This is a genomic window from Microcystis sp. M061S2, assembly GCF_020245605.1.
Taxonomy (GTDB): Bacteria; Cyanobacteriota; Cyanobacteriia; order Cyanobacteriales; family Microcystaceae; genus Microcystis.
The window spans coordinates 1-23,662 of sequence record NZ_JADBUP010000141.1 but is presented as its reverse complement, the minus strand read 5'-3'; the positions used below and the strand labels follow the sequence as shown (position 1 = coordinate 23,662).

The following is a 23,662-nucleotide window of genomic DNA, read 5'->3' as shown; positions in this document are numbered from 1 at the left end:
TACCAATGTGAAAATATGTTCTATATTCTCGCCAATATTCTAACGTTCTTGTTCTTCTATAGATAGTTTAGGTTTCGGTCTCCTTTTAGATACTGAATTAGATTCAGCTTCAACACTTTTTACTGATTCTACCATCTTTCTTTAGGTTTGTTTATACACACCGAAACGGCGTTTGAACTGTTCATCTGATAAGTCTTGATCATCCATACTTTTGCTAATAAATATAGCAAAAGTATAGATGATTTCCTGAACTAAGATCACATTTTATTCTTTTTTCCACTTCCATCTAAAAATCGAGAAAAAAGCAAAACCTTTCACTACACCATAAAAAAATTATCCAAGAGGTCTATTGCTAACCCGACCGACGATGATCTATTCTGGATCCTAGCCTGACTCGCGAATCCGCACCGCCAAAAAAGAATAATGTACTGCGATTACCTGGTTCAAATTCTCACCGCACGCGTCTACGATGTCGCCCAAGAAACCCCCTTAGAACTTGCCCCCAATCTCTCCCAACGCTTGCACAATCAGCTTTTACTCAAGCGCGAGGATATGCAGTCGGTTTTCTCTTTTAAACTGCGCGGCGCATACAATAAAATGGCGCATTTGTCAAGGGATTTGTTACAAAAAGGTGTAATTGCTGCTTCGGCGGGAAATCATGCCCAGGGAGTCGCTTTGGGGGCGCGGCAATTGGGAACCCAAGCGATTATCGTTATGCCTGTCACCACTCCCCAAGTCAAAATCGACGCAGTAAAAGCCCGGGGGGGGATTGTCGTCCTGCACGGTGACACCTACGATGATGCCTATGCTTACGCGCGGCAGTTAGAAGCGGAAAAAGGCTTAACTTTTATCCATCCCTTCGATGACCCGGAGGTAATCGCCGGCCAGGGTACGATCGGTATGGAAATTTTACGACAATATCAGCAACCGATCGAGGCGATTTTTGTCGCTATTGGTGGCGGTGGACTTATATCAGGTATTGCAGCCTATGTCAAGCGTTTACGCCCAGAAATTAAAATTATCGGGGTGGAACCTGTGGACTCAGACGCGATGAATCAATCCCTAAAAGCCGGTTATCGGCTGCGTTTGTCCCAAGTGGGATTATTTGCCGACGGGGTGGCGGTGCGCGAGGTGGGAGAGGAGACTTTTCGTCTTTGTCAGCAGTATGTGGACGAGATTATCCTAGTGGATACGGATGATATCTGTGCGGCGATTAAGGATGTTTTTCAAGATACACGCTCGATTTTAGAACCTGCGGGGGCGTTAGCGGTAGCAGGAGCGAAAGCTTATGTAGAAAGAGAAGGAATTGAGGATAAAACCCTCGTTGCTGTGGCTTGTGGGGCGAATATGAACTTTGATCGTCTGCGGTTTGTGGCGGAAAGGGCGGAATTAGGGGAACGGCGCGAGGCGTTGTATGCTGTGACTATTCCCGAACAACCGGGCAGTTTACGGCGTTTTTGCGAATGTGTCGGCAAGCGCAATTTAACCGAATTTAGTTATCGTATTGCCGATGAAAAAGAAGCACATATTTTTGTCGGCGCCCAGATCGAAAATCGCAGCGATGCCAAGAAATTAGCCGAGAGTTTTGAAGCTTGCGGCTTTAAAACCCTCGATATTAGCGATGACGAATTAACTAAATTGCATCTGCGCCACATGGTGGGAGGGCGATCGCATTTAGCCGATCATGAATTATTTTATCGCTTCGAGTTTCCCGAACGACCGGGGGCTTTAATGAAATTTGTCGCCTCCATGAGTCCCCACTGGAATATCAGCGTTTTCCATTATCGCAATAACGGGGCCGATTATGGGCGCATCGTCGTGGGCATACAGGTCCCCCCCGATGAAATGAATCAATGGCAAGCTTTTCTCGATACTCTCGGCTATCGCTATTGGGATGAAAGTCAAAATCCGGCCTATCAGTTATTTTTAGGTTAAATCGCCATTTTCAGGAAGTTATCAGTACAGATGAATCAAGATTTTCCCCATATTTCCGTTTTGAGTCAAGAATTAATCGCCGGTTTAAATATTCAACCCGGGGGGCATTATCTCGATCTTACCCTAGGCGGTGGTGGACACAGCCGCTTGCTTTTAGAAGCTCATCCCGAAACCACAGTAACCGCCATCGATCGCGATCAAAGCGCCCTAGAAGCCGCTAAAATTAGTCTTGCCCCCTATCTAGATAGCCGTTTAACCCTCTGGTGGGGGAACTTCGCCGATTATAATGGACAAAATAGCAGTTTTGATGGCATTATCGCCGATTTAGGAGTCAGTTCTCCCCAATTCGATCAGAGCGAGCGCGGCTTTAGTTTTCGCCACACGGCAGCCTTAGATATGCGGATGGATCGCTGTCAATCCCTGACGGCAGCCGATATTATCAATCATTGGCAGGAAAAAGAATTAGCGGATCTTTTTTATCAATACGGAGAAGAACGTTTATCTCGTCCTATTGCTCGTTCTATCGTCCAAAAACGTCCCTTTACTACCACTACAGAATTAGCGGCTGTCATCGCTAGTTCTGTCCCCGCTAGTTACCGTTATGGACGTATTCATCCGGCAACGCGGGTTTTTCAATCCCTACGCATCGCTGTTAATCAAGAATTAGATTCTCTGCAAAAATTGTTACATCAAGCCCCCCACTGGCTAAAATCCGGGGGAATTATCGCTATGATCAGTTTTCATAGTCTAGAAGATCGTCTGATCAAGTATGGCTTTCGCGAAGATAATTCCTTGAAAATTATCACGAAAAAGCCGATTATTCCCAGTCGAGAAGAACAAGCTAAAAATCCTCGTTCTCGTTCGGCTAAACTAAGAATAGCCCAAAAGATAGAATCAGAGGTTATCTGATAGCAGTTATCTTAATTGTGAGGTACAAACTCTCTGGTTTTGGGGAGTCGTTATCTTGATGAGAAAGGCTATCAACTATTTTTTGTACGAAGGAGAAATAATTGATCGAGAATTGAATTATGCCTTTGACTTGACAAGGTTGTTTATTTTCTGTTTCTGTCTGCCATATTTGAAAGCTAAATATCGCTGACTGAACAACCATCTTTTTTCAAGTTGACTTAAAGCAGACCATTGGTCGTAGGTGGGAAAAGCCACATCTTCAAAAAAAGATATCCATTGATTTAAAGTGGTTTCAAATGTGTGTTCTTTCGCCCTCTTATAACCGTTTTCAACCATTTTTTGATAAAGTTCTGGAGAACTTTTCAGACGACGAACTGCTTCAATTGCCTCCTCTAGAGAGTGAATAATAATAAAATCTAACTCCGTCTTTCTTTCTGCTAAAAAGCCTAACTCTGGAGTCAAAAGGGCAGGGACACCGGCGTGCCAAGCATTAATTAGCTTAATAGAACCTTTATTAGGATAATTTCGAGAATCAAAACTACGCGCGGCGACAATCACATCTAGATTAGTATAATTGTTCCATTGAAATCTATCCCAAATCGGCATCCAATGGCAATTGAGAGTAGCCAAAGACTCTGGCCATGCTTCCGACCTTAATTCCGGTGCCAACTGACCCCTGGTGCCAATGTAAGAAATATTCTCCACTAGGGTGTTCCGTTCCCTATCTCTGGGAATTAACCCAGGCATCGGCCAATGACTAATTAGATAGGGGTTCCAAATAGAGTCCTTAACCTTCTCCCAACTAGACGGATTATAAACAATGTGTAGGTGAGCCGAAGGGTGATATTCTTTGTCGCTTTTGACACAAACTAACATGACCTTATCCAGGAAAGGATAGTCATTATCTAGGGTATCTCGGTCGGCGATTAAAATTCCTTGCTCTGGGATTTCTCTGGCTATTTCACAGGGAAATCCGGCTTGTTTAAGATGAAAGTAGGTTTGGGCTATCCAAGCCGTAAAATTGCTATGATCGCCTGTCCATAGAGTCTGGTCTTCCTTGATATTTTTTTGTCTGATTTCGCCAGGGGCATAAAAATAGATTGTTTGCATTTTCAGGCCAGAGCATTCCGCATCCCCTAGTCTAGATCAAAAGCGCTTTGCCGTCAATTGTCCCTCAAGAGGTCAGCAATTCTGATTATGGAAACCAGCCAGCCAAACCCCTAGTCTCAAGAAATACATTTGATCGCCTCCCAGGGTGGATAATTAGGAAACAATCCCTTGAGCTAGGGAAATAGTACCAGGCTTCGCTTTAAGTAATTGACCGACCACGGCAATAATCGGCGTTTGCACCCCATCCATGCGCGAAAGAAGGTTTTTCATCAGTTGTGGTAAAGTAAAAACCAAGAAAGAAAGCCGGTATTTATTCTTAAAAATCACTGACTAAAATAACGCAGTCCCTTTACCAATCTTTCTACTGCCGTTAAAGCTGTTTCTAGAGATAAAGCACCGTAGGCAAGACGCAAATAACAGCCTTCTGTTATCCCAAAAGTTGAACCAGGTAACACCGCCACCCGCTGCCGCTCGATTAAACTTTTAACTAACTGAAAATCATTCTTGTCTGTGGTAATTTTCAGGAAAAAATAAAAAGCACCTTCCGCAGTGGCAACATCACAGATATCGCCGATTGATTCTAGAGCATTCAGGCAAATTTCTCTAACTTTACTGATGGTTTTTAACTGTTCTAAAGGATAGCTTTTACCCACCTGTAACGCCCCTAGTGCCGCGTATTGCGACACCACCGGCGGACAGATTAAAATAGTATCCTGAATCTTATTAATCGCCTCAGATAAATGTTCTGGTACTACCATATAACCAATGCGCCAACTGGCAAAACCGTAGGCTTTTGAGAGACTAAATAAGGAAATAGTCCAGGATTCACTACCAACAATTGCCGCCGGAGAAAAGTGACGGGCATGGTTATAGGTAAAATACTCATAAGCCTCATCATGAATGTGATAGATGCCCTTTTTTTGACAGATTCGATTGACTTCTCTTAGGGTATTTTCTGGATAAACTACTCCCGTGGGATTATTAGGAGAAATCGTCACCACTGCCTTAGTTTTTTCCGTGATTGCCTCTTCAATGGCAGCCGGACGCAATTGAAAATTTTTGTCTGTGGCGACCAAAATTACTTGACAATCAGCCATTTTTATGGCCATTTCATGATTGAAATAAAAGGGAGTGTTGAGAATAATTTCATCCCCCGGGGAAGTAATGGCTAAAATGGCATTCATAAAAGCCATATTACTGCCCGCCGTCACAAAAATTGCCTGTTTATCGCTGATTTCTATCCGATTATCTTCGGCTAGTTTTTGCCGAATTACTGCTAATAAGGGGGGAATTCCCGCCACAGATTGATATTGATGATTTTTGGGATTAGCTAAGAATAAAGATAGAGATTCGAGCGCCTCCCGGGGTGGATAATAGGAAACAACCCCTTGACCTAGGGAAATAGTACCAGGGTTCGCTTTAATTAATTGACCGACCACGGGAATAATCGGTGTTTGTACCCCGTCCATGCGGGAGAGAAGGTCTTTCATTAAAGTAATCAATGGAGCCGAGCAGAGTCGAACTGCTGTCCAAATTAGGTATTGACTGTCCGTTCATTCACAGGTTTAGTTTCGATTACCCTCGAAACGGGGACTGTCACTTATCCCGGACAGTGGGATGCTCTAGTTAAAGCTTAGACGGTTAACTAACTAGAGAAAGTTAAACGTGGCATCCGTTGGGGGTTTATCCATAGTCCTTAACGGAGTCAAACTATGAATGCTCGAGTCGATTAGAGACTATTAGGCAGCTACAGGAGCGGCTTTACGAGCGAAAGGAACGATGTTGTTCGCATTTACTTTTTGTTTGAGCCTTTGATTTACGAGAGGAGACTCACTCTCGACCTGTATCACGGGGGAGCTTTCGCTAACCTGTCGAAACCGTTACGGCCCCTTGTGCTTACATTATGATTATAGCATATTTTTTGATTAAGCTAATTGTGGCTCAATTGGGATTTTTCCGAGCTTCCCAGTCTTCAGAGCCAGTCTAGATGAGAAAAAAGGTTTTTATCGCTGATTTTTGCGAAAATTATCCTATATTTGCCCTCGATTAGTATCACCAGAGACTAAACAATTAATTGAGCAGCTATTGCTCGACTGCGATAACCTGAGTTCGGAATCAGGGAAAACGGCAAAATTTCCCTAACCCGAACTAACCTTGATTACAAAACCTTATGGGTGTGAGAATGTTGTTTGACGTTATCCTCTGTCCGCACCACATGAACAGCATTCAAGATGCGTTTTTTCTCTAGGGAAAAGTTTAAATCGTCTTTTTGGCCGCCCAAGGGGATTAACCCTTGTAGGTGGGGTTGATTTTTATAGGTGCGAGTGGCCGCAATCGCCCTTTCGACAAAATTCTCGCATAATTGGGCATTATCGGGGAAATTACTGGGTATTTGAGGATTATCGTCCTGAAATACCTCTCCTAAAGCCATGGCGCGGGCAAATTCGTAGGAAGTGGGAATTCCTTTGACAATTGCCTCTAGGGCTGCCGAGGGAATCGGTTCTAACACCGCCACTTTTTCTAATTCTCCCTCCCGTTTAAGAAAACAAATCGCTAAACCGAATACACAATAATCATCTTTTGTCAAGTCAGAAATGTTTAAGAATTGTGTCGCTGTGGCCATTATTTTGATCCTGAGTCGCTCTTTCTTTAATCTTGGGGGCGATGAGCGATCGAATCAAGGTTTTTATTAAGAGATATGAAGGAGAAAAATTTAGCAGGGTTGGGCCACGCTAACGCATCCCCAGACGGAAAAAACTGAGAACTGTTAGACTAGAAACCAGCAGATTAACTGATAAACGAGCTTTATGTCACCCACTCTACTCATCTCCAAAGAACTCCCCACCCTGAAATATAATCCTAGTCTGGAGCGCTTTGATAGCTCTTGGGCGGCTCCTTTGTCCACTCTTCTGGGACTGGGACGGGCTGCCGGGGCAACTTTTATCGAATTTTTCCTGGAAAGAGTCAACTATATCAGTTGTTTAGCCGAAGATGACAGCATCACCAGTCTCTCACCGAAACTATCTACAGGGGCAGGAATCCGCCTTTTTCGCGGTAAAGCCGATTGTTATGTCAGTACCAACGATTTAAGCTTCCAAGGCTTAAAAAATGCCCTAGAAAAAGGTTTATCGATTCTCGGTTTAAACCTACCCAGTCCTAACGCCTATATTCCCGAAATCAATCTGGAAATGTTCCGGGATTATGCCACGGTCAAAAACAAAGATATTTGGCTGAATAATTGCAGTTCTTTGGGAGAAATGGGTGATATTCTCCTAAATGCTAACGTTCAACTCAATCAGAAAGCCTCTCACGTCCAATCTCGTCGCGCCGCTTATTTTCGCGATTGGCAAGAAATTTTAGTTGCCGCTAGTGATGGCACTTTTGCCCGGGATATTCGCCTCACCCAATCCGTGGGCTATAATCTCCTCTGTGCCGATGGGACTAATCGTTCTAGCATTGGTAAACGGGTGGGTAGTACCAGTAATCCCGATTTTCTGCGGACGTGGAATGCCGAGGAATCGGCGGCAGAAGTGGCCGAATCGGCGGGTAAAATGCTTTACGCTGACTATGTAGAATCCGGCAGTTATCCCATCGTCATGGCCAATGAATTTGGCGGCGTTATCTTCCACGAAGCCTGCGGCCATTTGCTAGAAACTACGCAAATCGAGCAAAAAACCACACCCTTTCTCGATAAAAAAGGCGAAAAAATCGCCCACGACAACCTGACGGCGTGGGACGAAGGATTATCCGATAAAGCTTTCGGTACTATCGATATGGACGATGAGGGAATGCCGGCCCAGCGTACTCTCCTCATTGAAAATGGTATCCTAAAAAACTTCATTGCCGATCGCACTGGTTCAATTAAAACCGGCCATCCGCGCACAGGTAGCGGTCGCCGTCAAAACTACACCTATGCCGCCGCTAGTCGGATGCGGAATACCTACATCGCACCTGGGGAATATACCCTCGATAATCTCTTTAATTCCATCGATAAAGGCATTTATTGCAAAAAAATGGGCGGTGGTAGTGTGGGGGCGACCGGCGAATTTAATTTCGCCGTCGAGGAAGCTTATCTTATCGAAAACGGCAACCTGACTAAACCCCTGAAAGGCGCGACTTTAATCGGTTCAGCTAAGGAGATTATGAATAAAATCTCTATGTGTTCCCAAGATTTAGGACTAGCGGCCGGTTTTTGCGGTTCCGTCAGTGGTAGCGTTTATGTCACCGTTGGTCAACCCCATTTAAAAGTCGATTCTATTACCGTTGGCGGTCGTTAATCATGACTTTAGTAATTCTCTACTATTTCCTCATCGCCATCATGATAGTGGGGATAATTGGCGAACTGCTGCCCGCTATCCCCGGCATGAGTTTGATTTTAATCGCCATGTTGGTGTGGGGTTTTGTCACCAAATTCGCAGGGATGGGGGTCGCTTTAACCGTGGCCTTTGTTGTCCTTCTCCTCAGTCTGGGGGTGGAATTCCTCGCTAGTTATCTCGGCGCCCAAAAAGTTGGCGCGAGCAATTGGAGTCAAATCGGGCTAGTAGTGGGTTTATTAGCGGGAATATTCGGGCTTTTACCAGCTTTACCCATTGGCGGACCGATTATCGGCTTATTTGTCGGTCCTGTGGTCGGGGCTTTTTTGGGAGAATACGCCTATCGTCGCGATTTGGAATTAACTCCCCGTTTGCAACAATCCCTAAAAGTCTGTGTCGGTATCGTCGTCGGCACGGTTATCGGTCACGTTGCCAAAGCTATGCTGGCCACGGCTGCCGTTATCGTCTTTATTGTCACCACTTGGCCCAATCTCTCTTCAGTTATCAGTTACCAGTTATCAGTTTTCAGTTATCAGTTTTCAGATTTGAGTTCTTTGTTTTTCAATTAATCAGCCATTTTTCTGATAAATATCACTTTTATCTAGCTTACGGCTGATGGCTGACCGCTCAATTCTACATTCATCTCATTTCTGACCAAATCTATGCCAAAAGTTGAAGATATCGCCCAAATCGCTAATTCTAGCGCCCAAGCTTTAGGAATTGCTAAATACGACATCTATGGTTCTTCTGTCGATGAAACCGATGTGGATGTGTTTCAAGGGGAACCCAAACAGGTACAAGCTTCCAATCGTTCCAGCGTTATCGTTCGCGTCTGGAATCGGGATAATCAAGTCGGTGTCACCTCTACCACCGATGTGGACCCGGTGGGACTGCAATTAGCCCTAAAAACCGCTCAGGAAGCCAGCTTTTTTGGCGTTAAGGAAAATGTCCCCGATTTTAGTCCCGCTGCCACCGCACCTACCACAGAAGTGGCCAGCGAAATGTCTAATCAAGCACCTGTATCCACTCTCGTCGATAAGTTATTAGCCGCCGAAAAATCCCTACTAGCGGCCCATCCGGCTATTGCCAGTGTTCCCTATAATGGTTTGGGACAACAGCAGGTCAGACGTTTTTATCTCAATAGCGACGGGGCAATGCGTCAGGAAGCGCGTAGTTATGCCAGCGTGTATTTATACACCAAAACCGAACAGGAAGGCAAAAAACCACGCAGTGCTGGTGCTTTTCGGGTGAGTCCAGGACTGGAAAAATTAGATATCGATGGTTGCATCAAGGAAGCGATTAGCAAAACTGTTAGCCATCTGGACTATCAACCGATTACCACGGGTAAATATTTAGTGGTTTTTGCCCCCCGCGCCTTTTTGAGTCTCATAGGGGCATTTTCTAATCTGTTTAATGCCCAAAATGTCCTTGATAAACAGAGTCTTTCTACTCCTGAATCTTTGGGAACACAAATCGCTGCTACTGCCTTAAATTTGTGCGATGATTCCCTCCATCCGGCTAATGTTGCCGCAGAAACTTTTGATAGTGAAGGCACTCCCACCCGTCGTGTGGAATTAATTAAAGAGGGGATTTTGAGTAATTTTCTCCATAGCACGATTACCGCTAAACGGATGAATACAGAACCGACTGGCAACGGTAACATTGGGTCAAAAGTAACGGTTAGTCCCCATTTTTATCACGTTTTTGCTAGTGCTAATCAACCAAAAAGCTATTCTTTAGAAACAGCAGAAAATGTGGTTTTAATTGATAGTTTACAGGCACTTCATGCGGGAGTTAATTCTCTACAAGGTTCCTTCTCTTTGCCGTTTGACGGTTGGTTAGTGAACAAAAATGAGCGCATTAGCATCGATTCCGCTACCGTAGCCGGGGATATTTTAACACTGCTGAAATCGATTGTTTATCTGGAACCGGAAGCAGTTATTACTCCCAGTGGTGTTTGTCCCTACGTTTGGGTAGAGGGTTTATCAATCACAGGAGAAGCTTAACACTATATCGGACCAAAAATAGGGGGTATTAACTAGGGTAATACCCCCCGCCAGATGGATGCTAATTTTATAGTCGTGGGTAAGGAGTGGCAAGTGCTGGGGTTCCAGAGAGGAAGCTTGAACATTATCAAGTCATTTAATTCTTTGGAGATAACAGCTTTTAGAAAGTCGAACTTAATTTTCCCATCAAAATTAGGCTCGTCCTTTCCACTATCATAGCCTTTTTTTCAGGCACAGCAAACCCGAACCCATAACGAGGATAGCCATTGTCAGGGATGGTTCAGGAATGGCAGGGTTATCGATACTGAGAGTATTAATGCCAATGGCGCGGTTATTAAAATTACTACTAAATTCAATGCGGCTAATCTCGGCCAAAGCACTTTTTACCCCCAGAAAAATGGCAGAATTATCCAATGCTGTAGAAGATGTACCATTGACACTAAAACTATCCAAAAGATTGTCATTAATATCAAATGCTTTGATAGTACCAACAAAGTTCGGCTCATCATCCACAGCGATTTGCGCTCCAGCAGCCCTAACCGGTTGCGCGAAGCTAATCGAAATCGGGCCGGGGTTGCCAGGAGCGGGAAATGGACCAAACTGCAGCCCCGTAAACAAGAGAAAATCACCGTTAGCAAAGTTAGTCGGGATGCCCTGAGGAATAGGAGCAGTTTTAAAGACAAAAGGCGCTGTAATCGGCAGATTTATCGGATTAATATTTACATTTAAGCCCAATCCTCCAGCGGAAGTACCGGAAAAGGAAAAACCGAGAAAATCAGCGAAATTAGGGTTAAAAGGGTTTAAAACCTTGCCAGGACTCGACCAATCGATGGAATCATTACCCTTGAGGTCGGCACGATTAGTTACCAAGCTAACGGCAAAGCTGGGGCTGATAAGGGCTAAAGAGAGAGAAACCGCAATAGTAGTAGATGTTAAGATTCTCATCCAGAAAATATCCTTAATTTGACTGCCTGATATTATATTCCTCTTTTTCTACCCTAAAATTTAAGTTTTAATAACTATGAGGGTAAGGCCATCAGTTTTTATAATTAAGAACTATTTTTCAGCCGGGGGAAACCAATTATCATCTAATGTTTGTTCGAGGGATATATGAGCGTCTGAATTGAGGGAAAAAAGCTGAGAAACCGATTTAATCGCCACTGGATAAACTTTATCATACATGGCTGCTAATTCTGGCCGTAAGCTGGGACTATCTTCTAAACGATGCTGAATTTGGGCGCGAAAATTAACTATTGCTGCCGCCCAATGATTACCTGACCGTTTTTTTTCTTCTTGCCAATAAGTCAGCTTTAAAAGATGTTCGATAAGACGGGTTAACAGACTCATTAAAGCTCGTCTATCACTTTTCCTTATACTCTCGATTTCTTCAATTAAATTATCCCAATCCACCTGCTCAAAATTACGCTCTTGTAACTGTTTTACCGTCTCTTTTAGCCATTGATTATAATCAGTTTCGTAGGCAGTTGACGACATAATTTAACTCTCCATAGAAAATTACTTAGTAGATTAAGAAAGGTTAATGGGTGTATCCATTGATAGATAGGGGTTTTCGGCTTTATAGTACATATAAACTAAATAAGTTAAGGTATATAGAAAAACTGGCGATTACGATTGACGACGGTTATAGTAATGTATAATGTAATGTATATAATTAAACTGGCTATGGTCAGCAAAATCCGCAAGCAAATTTATATCGAAGCCGAGCAGAATAATTTACTGAAAGAGAAGGCCCGACAGACGGGACTTAGCGAGGCCGAGATCATCCGACAGGCGATCAACCAACACATAATTTCCGTCAAATCTCCTACCCCGAACTTGAGTGCTTGGGAGCGAGAAAAGGCCTTTATCGCCGGTCTCGAAAACCGCCCATCACAACCGGGTAAAAGGGATTGGCAAAGGGAGGATCTCTATGAACGATAGAGTCCTGCTCGATACCAATATTCTGGTCTATCTCTACGATATCGCCGAGAAAAGCAAACGGGAACGGGCATTAACCGTTGTCGATGACCTGATCCGCACCACCCGCGCCGTCATCAGCCCGCAGGTGATGGGAGAATTCTTTCAGGCCGTCACCCGCAGCCGTCGCCCCCTGCTAACCCACGAAGAAGCTCTGGCCCGCATCCGTCAATATCTAATAGCCTGTGAGGTAGTTCCGATCACCGAGTTGATCGTTCTGGAAGCCACCCGTGGAGTAGAAAGTTACCAGTTTTCCTACTGGGATGCCCAGATCTGGGCGACCGCTCGCTTAAATCAAATCACCACGGTCTATAGCGAGGATTTTAATTCCGGGGCTACCATTGAGGGAATTCATTTCGTCAACCCCCTGAACGATGGCGGCAGACTTTCTTTTGGGTAAGATAGCTGTAGTTTCGCCAAGATTCCCAAGAAGGCGAGGGCGGCGGCTTCTTAACGAAGGCAGGAGGCGGTCGGCCGTTTTTGTAACGGGGATTTATGCCCCGCTCCCAAAACTTTTCGCCTTGTTGCTGTGCCAAATCCTTGACCCATAAACAATCACCCTCAAGATAACAAATCGATGGCAATTGTCGATGATAGCTGAGATTCTATCACTTGATGACCGAGATTAACCGGTCGAGCATTTCCCTCTACCGGGGCGCAATAACGGGGAATTGGGCTAGAAACGAGGCTAATATGACGGTCACTCACCGCTAATCCATGGGTAGGATCATAGCCTTTCCAGCCGCCCCCCGGCAAATACACCTCCACCCAAGCGTGTAAATGTCTTTCTCCTTGGTCTAAATCTCCTTCTTGATAGCCACTGACAAAACGGGAAGCTAATCCCACACAGCGACACACATCCATAAATAAAACCACAAAATCGCGACAGGAACCCTGCTTATTTTTCCAAGTGTTTCCGGGTAGATAGGGTTCCCCGTTAAGACGAATAATTTGCTGACAATTTCGGTAAATTTTGTCATTAAGATTAAACAGGAAAGATAGCACCTGTCCCTCGGTTTCCTGCATAACTTCCTGGGCTAATGCTGCCACATCAGGGTCATTAGCTAACCCATAAAATTGTCTGTAGGGTTGTAATTGGCTGTGGAGGGAAATGGGATAATCAAAGGGTAAACAGGTCGCCCAAGGTTCCAATAAATACTGGAAAGGATTAACCCCATGGGTTTCCACTTCACTCACCATATCAATCAATAATTCTTCCGTCGGTTGATTAAACCAAATTTGTAAACAAGAATTGCCATCGAGGTCGATAATATTAGTTATCGTTAAAGGTTCCGGGTTAATTTTGAGTGTGAACTCTCGCAAAGTTTGCCCACCATCGGATTTTGGTCGCAAGCGCAGCAGATGGGGTGATAAAATCACGGGTTGATTATAGAAATAGTTGGTTTGATGTCGAATGTGATAACGCATTAAGTTGTTAATTGGGATTGATATTGAAAGTTATTTACTGGCAGAGGTGAGGCAAGTTCAGGATTAAAAACGAAGAAAGTTTCTGTCATTTTTATTCCCACATCATTAACTCTTTTTTGAATATGGTCGAGGAATTCATGCAATCCCATTTCAATAATATCCTCGATAGTTAGATAACTCATTTCCGCACAAAGTCGCCCTAAACTTCTTTCTACCGAATTGCCCCAAGTTCCTATAGGAGTACCAGTAACTTGATGCAAACAGTGGTCTAATTCCCGCAGACAAAAGTGAATTGAACGAGGAAATTCTCGATTAAGAATTAAAAATTCGGCCACGTCACTAGGAGTAATCCGTCGTTGACATTTACGATACATTTCGTAGGCACTCACCGACCGCAGTAAAGCAATCCATTGAATTTGGTCTAGAGAAGTTCCTACCCATTGGGCGGAAGGCAAGAGATAATAGTATTTAACATCAAGAATTCTGGCGGTTTTATCGGCGCGTTCCTGTAATCTTCCCATAACGCCAAAATGCCAACCTTCATTATGAGTCATCGTTGCATCCATCACCCCTGCAAAACGGTGACTAGCCAATTTAACTTGGGTAAAAAAGTTCGGTAAAGTAGTTTGAGGATGGTAAGAGGAAGCATCTTTTACCATCAAGAAAAAACCATTAACCTGTTCCCACATTTCCGAAGAAATAATCTCGCGAACTGACCGAGCATTTTCTCGCGCCCAGCGCAAACAAGAGATAATTGAACTACTATATTCCGTGTCAAATGTCAAGAAATTGATCACATTTTCTGCGGTGGCTGTGCCGTAACGTTTCTTGAATTGTTCTAAATCTCCCGTGGTTAAAACCAAAGGTTCCCACTGTTGCAAAACACTGGTAGGTACATCTAACATTAAATTAAGGTTAACATCCATAAACCGGGCGACATTTTCTGCCCGTTCAATATAGCGATTTAACCAATAAATTGAATCGGCAACTCTACTAAGCATAATTAACCAGGAAAAAGTGAAAAGGTTAGGGTGGATTGGGCGAAAATAATTTATGCACTCGACTCATGATTTAATTTTGGCCGTAACCCAGCAAAATTTTGATTATTGTCTTGATTACTTGGTTAAAACCCAAGTGTCTTTACTGCCACCACCTTGAGAAGAATTAACTACTAAAGAACCCTTTTTCAAAGCCACGCGAGTTAACCCCCCGGGATGCACATAAATTTCATCGCCACGATGGAGAATATAGGGACGTAAATCCACATGACGACCTTCAACTTCCGTGTCAATTAAAGTGGGAACCCTAGAAAGACTTAACACCGGTTGAGCGATATAATTGCGGGGATTAGCAGCAATGCGTGGGGCGAATTCTGCCCTTTGTTCGGGGGTAGCTTGAGAACCGACTAACATCCCATAACCTCCCGACTCATTAGCGGCTTTCACAACTAACTTATCGAGATTATTTAAGACATAATCTAAGTCCTTTTCTCGCCAACAAAGATAGGTAGGAACGTTATTTAAAATCGCTTCTTCTCCCAGATAATAACGAATCATATCGGGGACAAAAGCATAAATAACCTTATCATCGGCGACTCCCGTACCAGGGGCATTAGCTAAAGCGACGCGACCTTCCTGGAAAACTTTTAATAACCCGGGTACACCTAACATCGAATCGGGACGAAAAACCGCTGGATCTAAAAAGTCATCATCGAGGCGACGATATACCACATCTACCCGTCTTAATCCCTTGGTGGTTTTCATTTGTAGATAACCATCAAAGACAACTAAATCACGCCCTTCCACTAATTCTACCCCCATTTGTTGGGCGATAAAAGAATGTTCAAAGTAGGCAGAATTATAGGTTCCGGGGGTTAAAACCACCACGGTAGGATTAGGTAATTGGGCTGGGGCTAAATTGAGGAGAGTTTCCAACAGATGGGAAGGATAATCATCCACCGGTTTAACATTCATTGTCTGGAAAATATCGGGGAAGGTGCTTTTCATTACCCGACGATTTTCGAGGACATAGGAAATACCGGAAGGAACCCGCAAATTATCCTCTAAAACGTACCACTGACCATCTTTATCGCGGACTAAATCGGTTCCCGTAATGTGACACCAGATACCTCCGGCGGGTTTCAGTCCCACACAGGGTTTCAGAAATCCCGTTGCCGAGGCGATTAATTCGGGGGGAATAATGCCATCTTTAATGATTAATTGATCATTGTAGATATCGGAGAGAAAAAGATTGAGGGCTTTGATGCGTTGTTTCAGGCCTCTTTCTAAATAATCCCAGTCCTCAGCTGCGACAATTCGGGGAATAATATCAAAAGGAAAGATTTTTTCCACCCCTTGATTGTCACTATAGACATTGAAAGTCACCCCCAATTCAAACAGGGCCGACTGAGCGGTTTCCCGGTGTTGTTGAAGTTCTCGGGGTGGCAGATTCTGCAGCCATTTGATTAAAGGGGACGCGTGGGGACGAGGTTGACCATCATCTAAGAATAGTTCGTCGTAGAAGCCTTCGGGATCGTAGGTATTTAATAGCACGCTGACCTCATTCCATACCTTACCTATTCCCAGTGTCGGACAATTGGCCCGATTTTTTGTAGTCTAGGAGACATTTTAAGGGAAATTTTAGGAAGTTAGCGGTTTTTCGGGTCTAGCGATCGCCAATTGATCCCCACCGGTGGAGAAACCTGACCGGAGCGAGAATTAGCCCTGAAAACTGTGTTACATTTTTTAAAGGTCACACCTTAAATCTTTCATTTTTCTTACTGGTTACGCGATGTTTACCAAACAAGTAACGGATTCCAAAGCCTATCAATGGTTTCAGGAACGCTTAGAAATTCAAGGGATCGCTGATGACATCAGCACCAAATACGTTCCCCCCCACGTTAATATCTTCTACTGTCTTGGTGGTATCACCCTTGTGTGCTTCGTGATCCAGTTTGCCACTGGTTTCGCCATGACCTTCTACTACAAACCCACTGTAGCAGAGGCCCTCTCCTCCGTACAGTACATCATGAACGAAGTCAACTTTGGTTGGCTAATTCGTTCTATCCATCGCTGGTCTGCCAGTATGATGGTCTTAATGATGATCCTGCACGTTTTCCGCGTCTATCTGACCGGTGGCTTCAAAAAACCTCGCGAATTAACCTGGGTAACTGGGGTTGTCCTGGCCGTGATCACCGTTACCTTCGGTGTCACCGGTTATTCCTTACCCTGGGATCAGGTGGGTTACTGGGCGGTTAAAATCGTTTCTGGTGTACCTGCTGCTATTCCCGTCGTCGGCGATCAACTCGTCACCCTGATGCGCGGTAGCGAAAGCGTCGGTCAAGCAACTTTAACCCGTTTCTACAGCTTACACACCTTTGTCCTGCCCTGGTCGATCGCGGTCTTCATGTTGCTACATTTCTTGATGATCCGTAAACAAGGCATTTCTGGGCCTCTATAATTCAGAAAAGTATCTCTGTCGATCCGAAATCATTTTTAGGAGACATTATCCATGTCCACATTAAAAAAGCCCGATCTCAGCGATCCCGCTCTGCGCGATAAGTTGGCTAAAGGGATGGGTCACAACTACTACGGTGAACCCGCTTGGCCTAACGATCTACTCTATGTCTTCCCGGTGGTTATCTTTGGTACGATCGGACTCTGCACCGGTTTAGCGATTATGGATCCCACCATGATCGGTGAACCTGCCGATCCTTTCGCTACTCCCTTAGAAATTCTGCCAGAGTGGTATCTTTATCCCGTTTTCCAAATTCTCCGCATTCTTCCTAACAAACTCTTGGGTATTGCCTGCATGGCCGGCGTTCCCCTAGGCTTGATGTTAGTTCCTTTTATTGAAAGCGTCAATAAATTCCAAAATCCTTTCCGTCGTCCCGTCGCTACCGCTATCTTCCTATTTGGTACTGTGGTCACGATTTGGTTAGGTATTGGTGCCACTTTCCCCATCGATATATCTTTAACTCTCGGTTTGTTCTAAGTTACTGAACACCACCGGTTTGTTGCCCACGCTTGTGATTCCTGACTTTGGAAGAGCGATCGTGGGCAATTTTAATTTTGATTTCTTCTATCGGGTAATTTGTTGTACCAAAGCGATGACATCGCTGCGGCTGAGTTTTTCCTTGCCTAAAGCTAGGACTTCGAGAGTGCCATGGGCTAAAGCGAGGGGAATCTTACAAAAATCAAGTGCTGGTCCTTGCGGCAGCGATTGAGTGTAATAATCGGCTAATTTCAGATTACGACGGGCATAATTATGAATATCACTAATTGTCCAACCCTGGGGCAGAAAACTTACCCCTCGGCGCAGATCCTCGCCATGGTTGCGGGCAATATTAACCGCTTGTAAACCCCGACCAAAACCGATGGCATAACTGCGATTAGTTTGAGTGCCGTCGTACCAATTCCAGAGGTCAGACAGCAATAAACCCACGGCACCAGCCACACTAAAGGTATATTGATCTAATTCTATTTCTGTGCGAATATCCCAGTTATTCCCAGCCCAGTAGGCCATGCGATCGGCCATGGCCGCCGTGGCATCCCAGACCCGGGGGGCGATCGAATCCGGTGCTAACATTGCCCATTCGCCAATTCTCAGGGTTACTTCCGGCAAAATCTCCCGATGGACTAAGCCAAAAGCAAAGTCCTCCTTGGTGGAATTTTCAGTACCTGCTTGTAAATTCAGGCTAATTTGTCTTAATATCTGGGATTTACTGAAGTTATCTAGGTCGGGATGGTCTTCTACTTCATCGATCGCCCTCATACAGAGATAAGCTGAGGCTACCGCCTCGAGCAGACGATCCGGTAAACGGCTTATGGGAATATAAAAAGTTCGACTCGTTTCTTGCAGAATCGTTAAAGCATTATCGCGCAAATTCATTCAGTCCTCTCCTCACGCCAACTTAGGTAACTACGAGTTAAACCAATCAGACAGATCGGTTTAGGTTATGCCGATGTTCCTAAGACCAAGTTGCTGTCCATTGTAGTATGATTATTCAAAATTTCGAGATTATTCCCGAAAAAATCAACCATTAGGGTATTCTTGACAATTTTTCTTTCTGGGATATGTGAGGGATAATTACGGCAATTTTTCGAGATTACGGGCTTAAAAAGCCGATTTTACCCGTTTTTAAGCAGTATTTTGCGGCTTCATAGCAGGGATTGAAAGGAGGTCACTTGTAAAACTGGCCCGATCATGGCCAGAGTCATCACATCTGAGCGAATTTGACCTATAACTATCACTTTTGCCTTTGTTTGGATTAATTCGGCGGGTGCTTCCATTAATTCGTAGGTTGGACCGTTATCAGCAATTAATGCCCAAGTTCCCGTGCCTATTTCGATTCTTTTTACCCGACCCGTTACACTAACACTCATGCTTTAATTTCCCTGATCGAGGCGATCGCAATTGCCGCCACTGTTACAAGCATTCTATCGATATCTTTCCTTGGCATTGATTGCCAATTTTGCTGGATTTTAACCCCATGAATCAGTTTTTTTTATCTAAAAAGCGATCGCCACTTCCGCCACCACCGCTAAGAGGGAGGCCACAGCCGCTAAAATGATTATTTCTCGATCGGATTGTCTCATAGCTATCTGAGTATAAATTACTAATCCTAGTCTATACCACATCTAACCTAGAGTTAAATTGATCTAAATTATTTTATTCATAGATAAAAAGCTATAAAAGTTATCGGCAAGAAGGGCGAAATCTTTTTCTGAATTACCCTGTATTATTTGTTCAGGAACCCTAATTAAGCCTAACTGTTAATAGCGTAATGATAGGCAATACCATTAGATTCCATAGGTATCAACCACTGGGAGATAGTTTCTAGTTTTTGACGGATTTGATCGAGATGATCCTGGACGGGTTGCAGGAAAGTTTCGTACTGTTGTATCTGAGTTTTTAAACGCACTAATACCAGATTAGCATCGCGCCATTGTCGCTCCTGTTCTTCAAATTCACGAGTTTTTTGCTCTAAATCCGACCATTGCTCGTCAATAGTATCTCTGTATTTTTGTAAATCCTCTTGTAGTCGCTTGATTTCTGCTGCTAAACGTTGACTTTCTTGGAGATTATTTTGATAACTATCCTCCAGGAGAATTAACACTGGTTCAAAGCTACATTTTTGGGCATCTTCTGGGGATAAAATTCCCTGTCTGCGTTGCAGAATTTTCAGGTGTTGAGAGCGAATAGCTTGCCTTTCCCGAAGATTACGTCTTTGTCCGACCAAAGTTTCCGCCAGCATTCCTTTTCTCTCCTGTTCCTCGGCTAATTCTTCTTCTAAATTAGCTCGCTGGGATTCATCTATTGTGGTCATTCTTGCCTCTAATTCTTCCACGGTTTGAGATTGGAGAGTTAATTCTTCCTCTTGGTCGTTGACAAAAATTTCCAAGCGATTGAGGTCTGTTTGTAAATTGTTAACTAAGCTCTCCAATTCTTCTAAAGGCATTTTTTCAAGAGCTTCTATATCGATTTTACCATCAAAATCTAGGTCTTCTGCTTGGGCGAGACGAAGAAGCATTTGTCGAGTAGAATCAGTGGTTTGTAGGGTGAGGTTAAGGCGCTCGAATAATTCCTGTTTTTGACTCAGAACAGTTTCTTGTATTTGTAGTTGTATTTTTGTTGTTTCCAAAGCAGTACGACTTATCTGTAATTCCCTGGCTCTTTGTTCGAGATGATTAAGCATTTGTTCGTTGGCGACCTGACGATTTTCTACAGCTTTTTTCTGCTCCTCTAAACTGTGCCAACAACTATTTAAAATTGTCTGTTGTCCCTGCACAGATTCAAGAGTTGAATAGAAAATTTGTGAGGGAGAATTGCCCAGGTCGTGATTATTAGCTAAACTCTCCGCTAGAGAGCGAATAAATTGTTGTTGTTCTGGGGAAAGATTGGGGGAGGAGTTGAAATTTATTTGTTCTTCTTCCAGGTGTCGCTGTTGCTCCTGTAATTGTTGTTTTAGGTTTTCCAGTTCTTGTCTTTTGCCCTCTAAATAATCGAATTCTGCTTCTATTCGCTCAATTTGCTCAATTCTTGCCTCCATTTCCATTTTCTGGCGGTTGAGAATCTCGCTTTGATAGGTGAGGGATTTTTTCCACTGATCGATTTTCTCTTGATCTTCCTTATTGCGCTCGATCAAACGGGAAATCTTTTGCAGTTGCCGCACCATCTCTGCTCCCGCTAATTCCGGGTTTCCTTGCAGTTGACGATTATCGCTCAAATTCACCAAGAGAAGCGCACCTTCTCCTATGGAGTTAGTTTCGTCGTAGGTTAAGATATCATTCCCCGCTATGGCACTCCACGTCTGATCTTTATGCTGACAGGCCAATAGTTTCAATTCGGTTTTGTAACCGCTCATAAAACCTCTAGTCTGTTTTTTTAATTCTGCAAGGTATAGCACGAGTAGTCTTCCTCTGTTATGAAAGTTTTTGTAATCGGTTTTAGAGAGAGTTGGCGATCGAGGTTAGGAGCGGCCTGTCTATAGTTTCAGTGTACCCATCGGCTGCCAAAAAATTTTTAATTTCTATCATGCGAGTTTTTCTTTTTGAGACATACATTTGTCCTCAATTTTTTCTCTTACCCACTGGAAAATTTTAAATTTTTGAAGATTTTTCAGCAACAATTTACTGACCTAGTCTCAAAAAATTCGGCATTCAATCTCATAAATCGGCTGATGTTTTCTGACCCCTTTTACCTCTGGCTGCAGTTTGCATAAGCTGACCACACATCTAAATGATCGGTTAAGACGGCGTGAGAGCGAGAGGCAAGGAGAGAAAGCTAGACCTTTTGTACTGAAAATTTCAAAGGCTAGTTTAAATGCAGTAAAGCTTACTGAAAAATATCTTACATAATTAGCTTATCAGATTTATTATTAGTGACAAGAGGAAGGAAGACAGCGTTTCTCCTAAAGATGAAGTATGACGAGATTTGGCATCATCCCCAGACGAACACCTAAAACCAGAGACTTCGTACCTCAACATTAAGATAACTGCTATCGGTTCTTCTAGACTAAAAGAAATAGCGTCTAGTGGGGGAGATTCCGAGAAATTATGCAAGGAAGTTTCAATGAGATTGACCTTCCCAGTCTTTTACAATTGATTGAATTAGGACAAAGAACAGGAGAACTATTGATGACGATCTCAGTATTGGTGAAAAAGTCGAGAGTATTTTAGAAAATTCTAACTATTCCTGTGGTCTTTTCCATTAGAAGCTCTCGCTCAGGCTATAGTGATCGAACCTGCTCTCATTCTCTGGGATATCGCCCTACCAAAACTCGACGGTTTAACCGGTCAAGGGGGGGCTGCTGGCAAGGGTAAAAGCCAAAATGGGTTCTCTTATTCTTTGTGTGATCAGTTTAAGTTATATAGGAGCGCTCAATCTTTGTGTCCTTTGTGTCTTTGTGGTTCGTTCCACTCGCTACTCGCTGGGTGCATCTCATTTTTGTAAATCTACCAATTGGGATTTTTACGGGGAAACTCTCGGCTAAAATCCAGTATTACTTCCGATTTTATCACTCAATCCCAGCTTTTGGGGGGTTCTACCCCCAAACCAACCCGTTGGGGGCGTGGCGCGGCCACTGAGCTTTTACATTGAGCCTTTGCATTGAGCCTGTCGAAATGTGTGGAAATGTGTCGAAGTGCCGCCCCCAAACCCCGGAGCGCATTAGCTTTTCGGTGGGATGCTTACAGACAGCTGCTGATACATTTGTAGTCATCTAAGAGTCACTGATAATTGCTGATTGTCGGTATTCCTGCAAATGTGAGATGCGCCCCACTCGCTCGCTGGCAGGAATGTATCTTAGAATACATTTTACCCACCAAACCCAAGAGAGTCCAAAATGGTGGGGGCAACCGATTATTTAAGCAAACCTTTCAGCGAAAATGAGTTATGACTGCTGTTGGAAAAATACGTTGAGGGGAATAGAGGAATGGGGGAATTAGCGTAATGGCAGGATAGGGGAATGTCAACTAAAACCCTAAAACCCCAACATCCTAAAACCTGACACTAAACCCCAAACCCGAAAAAAAATCTCTTGGCTAGTCGTTTTTAACAGTGGAATTGGGAAATATAGGGGTAAAACCCGAAGGGGTCAATCAAGTCCTTGTTGAGAAGGAAACCCCCTGATAAATTTCAGAGTGCGTTGGAGGCAAAAAATGGGAGCAATTTCGGAGCATCGGGTCAACGGGAACTATTATCGCGCATCTTTTTCCATTGTTATTCTTGGCGGCCTAGCTAGGTAGGGAGTTATGAGAGAAATATTGCTGGTAGAAGACAGCCAAGCGCAACGGGAACTGATCTGTGATCTACTCCGCAATAGCGGCATTAAGGTCACGATCGCCAAAGATGGGGTGGAGGCCCTCGAACATATTCAGAGAGCCAATCCCGATCTCGTCGTCCTCGATATCGTCATGCCCCGCATCAATGGTTATGAGGTATGTCGTCGTCTCAAGTCGGATCCCAAAACCAAAAATATCCCCGTGATCATTTGTTCCTTGAAAGCGGAAGTCTTTGATCGCTATTGGGGCATGAAAATCGGAGCCGATGCCTACATTGTCAAACCTTTTGAACCGATTGAGTTCATTTGCACTGTTAAACAACTGCTGCGCCGATAAAATCGCCTTCACCGGTGACAGTCTAGCTATGCTATAGGTCAAGACAGCTAAAAACGCTGACCGAAAATTTGGGTACAAGCCCCGCCCTTTAGTGTAGGGTCGGGCGGCTTTAAATAAATATGTATTGTCAACTTAAGGAATTTTGTGTTAAGATATTGATACTCGGTCAAGCAGTATCAAAATGTTTGTACTAGAATACAAGGTTAAGCCAAAACCTAATCAAATAGAAGCCATTAACGAAGCAATACGGACAACCCAATTTGTTCGGAATAAAGTTCTGCGTTATTGGATGGATAATCGGGGTGTTGGCAAAACAGAGTTATTTCGGTACAACACAGCATTAAGGAAAGAGTTTAAATTTGTT

At 43.8% G+C, this 23,662-nt stretch carries 23 protein-coding genes, 1 other RNA gene and 3 pseudogenes; 12 read left to right on the top strand and 15 right to left on the bottom strand.

What is annotated here, in order from left to right:
* Positions 1-225: pseudogene (locus IM475_RS20855) on the bottom strand (helix-turn-helix domain-containing protein); the annotation flags it as partial.
* A gap of 198 nt (positions 226-423) precedes the next feature.
* Here IM475_RS20855 and ilvA point away from each other — a divergent pair.
* Entirely contained in the window at positions 424-1,935 is a 1,512-nt protein-coding gene (gene ilvA / locus IM475_RS20850; protein ID WP_287728976.1) for a threonine ammonia-lyase, biosynthetic, read from the top strand.
* A 30-nt stretch (positions 1,936-1,965) separates the two neighbouring features.
* On the top strand, positions 1,966-2,844 hold the full coding sequence (rsmH, locus tag IM475_RS20845; protein ID WP_287728975.1) for a 16S rRNA (cytosine(1402)-N(4))-methyltransferase RsmH: 879 nt from the start codon (positions 1,966-1,968) through the stop codon (positions 2,842-2,844).
* Between the two features lie 117 nt (positions 2,845-2,961).
* Here the strand turns inward: rsmH and IM475_RS20840 are convergent, their stop codons facing one another.
* The 5 genes and pseudogenes from IM475_RS20840 to IM475_RS20825 all read right to left on the bottom strand — a co-directional run bounded on the left by IM475_RS20840 (position 2,962) and on the right by IM475_RS20825 (position 6,577).
* Positions 2,962-3,954: a glycosyltransferase gene (locus IM475_RS20840; RefSeq protein ID WP_287728974.1), complete on the bottom strand. Its 993-nt coding sequence runs from the start codon at positions 3,952-3,954 to the stop codon at positions 2,962-2,964.
* 119 nt (positions 3,955-4,073) lie between these two features.
* A pseudogene (locus IM475_RS23220) lies at positions 4,074-4,224 on the bottom strand (pyridoxal phosphate-dependent aminotransferase); the annotation flags it as partial.
* A 53-nt stretch (positions 4,225-4,277) separates the two neighbouring features.
* Complete coding sequence (locus IM475_RS20835; RefSeq protein ID WP_287728973.1) at positions 4,278-5,444, bottom strand: pyridoxal phosphate-dependent aminotransferase; 1,167 nt, start codon at positions 5,442-5,444, stop codon at positions 4,278-4,280.
* A gap of 9 nt (positions 5,445-5,453) precedes the next feature.
* Positions 5,454-5,844: a transfer-messenger RNA gene (ssrA, locus tag IM475_RS20830) on the bottom strand.
* Between the two features lie 268 nt (positions 5,845-6,112).
* On the bottom strand, positions 6,113-6,577 hold the full coding sequence (locus tag IM475_RS20825; RefSeq protein WP_287703709.1) for a hypothetical protein: 465 nt from the start codon (positions 6,575-6,577) through the stop codon (positions 6,113-6,115).
* A gap of 184 nt (positions 6,578-6,761) precedes the next feature.
* On the opposite strand from IM475_RS20825, the gene IM475_RS20820 reads away from it, so the two are divergent.
* The 3 genes from IM475_RS20820 to IM475_RS20810 all read left to right on the top strand — a co-directional run bounded on the left by IM475_RS20820 (position 6,762) and on the right by IM475_RS20810 (position 10,273).
* On the top strand, positions 6,762-8,231 hold the full coding sequence (locus IM475_RS20820; RefSeq protein WP_004267945.1) for a TldD/PmbA family protein: 1,470 nt from the start codon (positions 6,762-6,764) through the stop codon (positions 8,229-8,231).
* 2 nt (positions 8,232-8,233) lie between these two features.
* Positions 8,234-8,836: a DUF456 domain-containing protein gene (locus tag IM475_RS20815; RefSeq protein ID WP_287728972.1), complete on the top strand. Its 603-nt coding sequence runs from the start codon at positions 8,234-8,236 to the stop codon at positions 8,834-8,836.
* A gap of 93 nt (positions 8,837-8,929) precedes the next feature.
* A complete protein-coding gene (locus IM475_RS20810; RefSeq protein WP_287728971.1) occupies positions 8,930-10,273 on the top strand; it encodes a TldD/PmbA family protein in 1,344 nt (447 codons plus the stop codon).
* A gap of 213 nt (positions 10,274-10,486) precedes the next feature.
* Here the strand turns inward: IM475_RS20810 and IM475_RS20805 are convergent, their stop codons facing one another.
* The gene (locus IM475_RS20805) at positions 10,487-11,218 is read right to left on the bottom strand and encodes a hypothetical protein (protein ID WP_287728970.1); all 732 of its coding nucleotides are present in this window, start codon (positions 11,216-11,218) and stop codon (positions 10,487-10,489) included.
* 111 nt (positions 11,219-11,329) lie between these two features.
* Positions 11,330-11,767, bottom strand: coding sequence for a DUF29 domain-containing protein (locus IM475_RS20800; protein WP_287728969.1), 438 nt, complete (start codon positions 11,765-11,767; stop codon positions 11,330-11,332).
* A 189-nt stretch (positions 11,768-11,956) separates the two neighbouring features.
* On the opposite strand from IM475_RS20800, the gene IM475_RS20795 reads away from it, so the two are divergent.
* Together IM475_RS20795 and IM475_RS20790 are read left to right on the top strand one after the other, a co-directional pair.
* A complete protein-coding gene (locus tag IM475_RS20795) occupies positions 11,957-12,214 on the top strand; it encodes a ribbon-helix-helix domain-containing protein (protein WP_287728968.1) in 258 nt (85 codons plus the stop codon).
* Positions 12,204-12,650, top strand: a complete 447-nt coding sequence (locus IM475_RS20790; RefSeq protein WP_002778830.1) for a PIN domain-containing protein — start codon at positions 12,204-12,206, stop codon at positions 12,648-12,650. The genes IM475_RS20795 and IM475_RS20790 overlap by 11 nt, the downstream gene beginning before the upstream one ends.
* A gap of 161 nt (positions 12,651-12,811) precedes the next feature.
* Here the strand turns inward: IM475_RS20790 and IM475_RS20785 are convergent, their stop codons facing one another.
* The 3 genes from IM475_RS20785 to IM475_RS20775 form a co-directional block, all read right to left on the bottom strand.
* On the bottom strand, positions 12,812-13,678 hold the full coding sequence (locus tag IM475_RS20785; RefSeq protein WP_287658516.1) for a transglutaminase family protein: 867 nt from the start codon (positions 13,676-13,678) through the stop codon (positions 12,812-12,814).
* Complete coding sequence (locus IM475_RS20780) at positions 13,678-14,679, bottom strand: alpha-E domain-containing protein (protein ID WP_147070269.1); 1,002 nt, start codon at positions 14,677-14,679, stop codon at positions 13,678-13,680. Before IM475_RS20780 ends, IM475_RS20785 begins: the two co-directional genes overlap by 1 nt.
* A 114-nt stretch (positions 14,680-14,793) precedes the next feature.
* Positions 14,794-16,230 carry a circularly permuted type 2 ATP-grasp protein gene (locus IM475_RS20775; protein ID WP_287658515.1) on the bottom strand — a complete coding sequence of 479 codons (1,437 nt, stop codon included), beginning with the start codon at positions 16,228-16,230 and terminating at the stop codon, positions 14,794-14,796.
* 238 nt (positions 16,231-16,468) lie between these two features.
* Between IM475_RS20775 and petB the strand changes: the two genes are divergently transcribed.
* Positions 16,469-17,137 (top strand): cytochrome b6, encoded by a 669-nt coding sequence (petB, locus tag IM475_RS20770; protein WP_002798126.1) that lies wholly within the window; start codon positions 16,469-16,471, stop codon positions 17,135-17,137.
* Positions 17,138-17,188: 51 nt separating this feature from the next.
* Complete coding sequence (petD, locus tag IM475_RS20765) at positions 17,189-17,671, top strand: cytochrome b6-f complex subunit IV (protein ID WP_287658513.1); 483 nt, start codon at positions 17,189-17,191, stop codon at positions 17,669-17,671.
* Positions 17,672-17,758: 87 nt separating this feature from the next.
* Here petD and IM475_RS20760 read toward each other — a convergent pair whose 3' ends face one another.
* From IM475_RS20760 to hmpF, 4 genes are all read right to left on the bottom strand, one after another.
* Positions 17,759-18,568 carry a squalene/phytoene synthase family protein gene (locus tag IM475_RS20760; RefSeq protein ID WP_158200427.1) on the bottom strand — a complete coding sequence of 270 codons (810 nt, stop codon included), beginning with the start codon at positions 18,566-18,568 and terminating at the stop codon, positions 17,759-17,761.
* Positions 18,569-18,837: 269 nt separating this feature from the next.
* On the bottom strand, positions 18,838-19,062 hold the full coding sequence (locus IM475_RS20755) for a hypothetical protein (protein WP_287658511.1): 225 nt from the start codon (positions 19,060-19,062) through the stop codon (positions 18,838-18,840).
* A 126-nt stretch (positions 19,063-19,188) separates the two neighbouring features.
* Positions 19,189-19,317 carry a hypothetical protein gene (locus IM475_RS20750; protein WP_257792579.1) on the bottom strand — a complete coding sequence of 43 codons (129 nt, stop codon included), beginning with the start codon at positions 19,315-19,317 and terminating at the stop codon, positions 19,189-19,191.
* A gap of 128 nt (positions 19,318-19,445) precedes the next feature.
* Positions 19,446-21,086, bottom strand: coding sequence for a pilus motility taxis protein HmpF (hmpF, locus tag IM475_RS20745; protein ID WP_287728967.1), 1,641 nt, complete (start codon positions 21,084-21,086; stop codon positions 19,446-19,448).
* 649 nt (positions 21,087-21,735) lie between these two features.
* Here hmpF and IM475_RS20740 point away from each other — a divergent pair.
* The 3 genes and pseudogenes from IM475_RS20740 to IM475_RS20730 form a co-directional block, all read left to right on the top strand.
* Entirely contained in the window at positions 21,736-21,858 is a 123-nt protein-coding gene (locus tag IM475_RS20740; RefSeq protein WP_287658508.1) for a DUF4388 domain-containing protein, read from the top strand.
* 1,074 nt (positions 21,859-22,932) lie between these two features.
* Positions 22,933-23,298, top strand: coding sequence for a response regulator transcription factor (locus IM475_RS20735; protein ID WP_287658507.1), 366 nt, complete (start codon positions 22,933-22,935; stop codon positions 23,296-23,298).
* Positions 23,299-23,479: 181 nt separating this feature from the next.
* Positions 23,480-23,662: pseudogene (locus IM475_RS20730) on the top strand (RNA-guided endonuclease TnpB family protein); the annotation flags it as partial.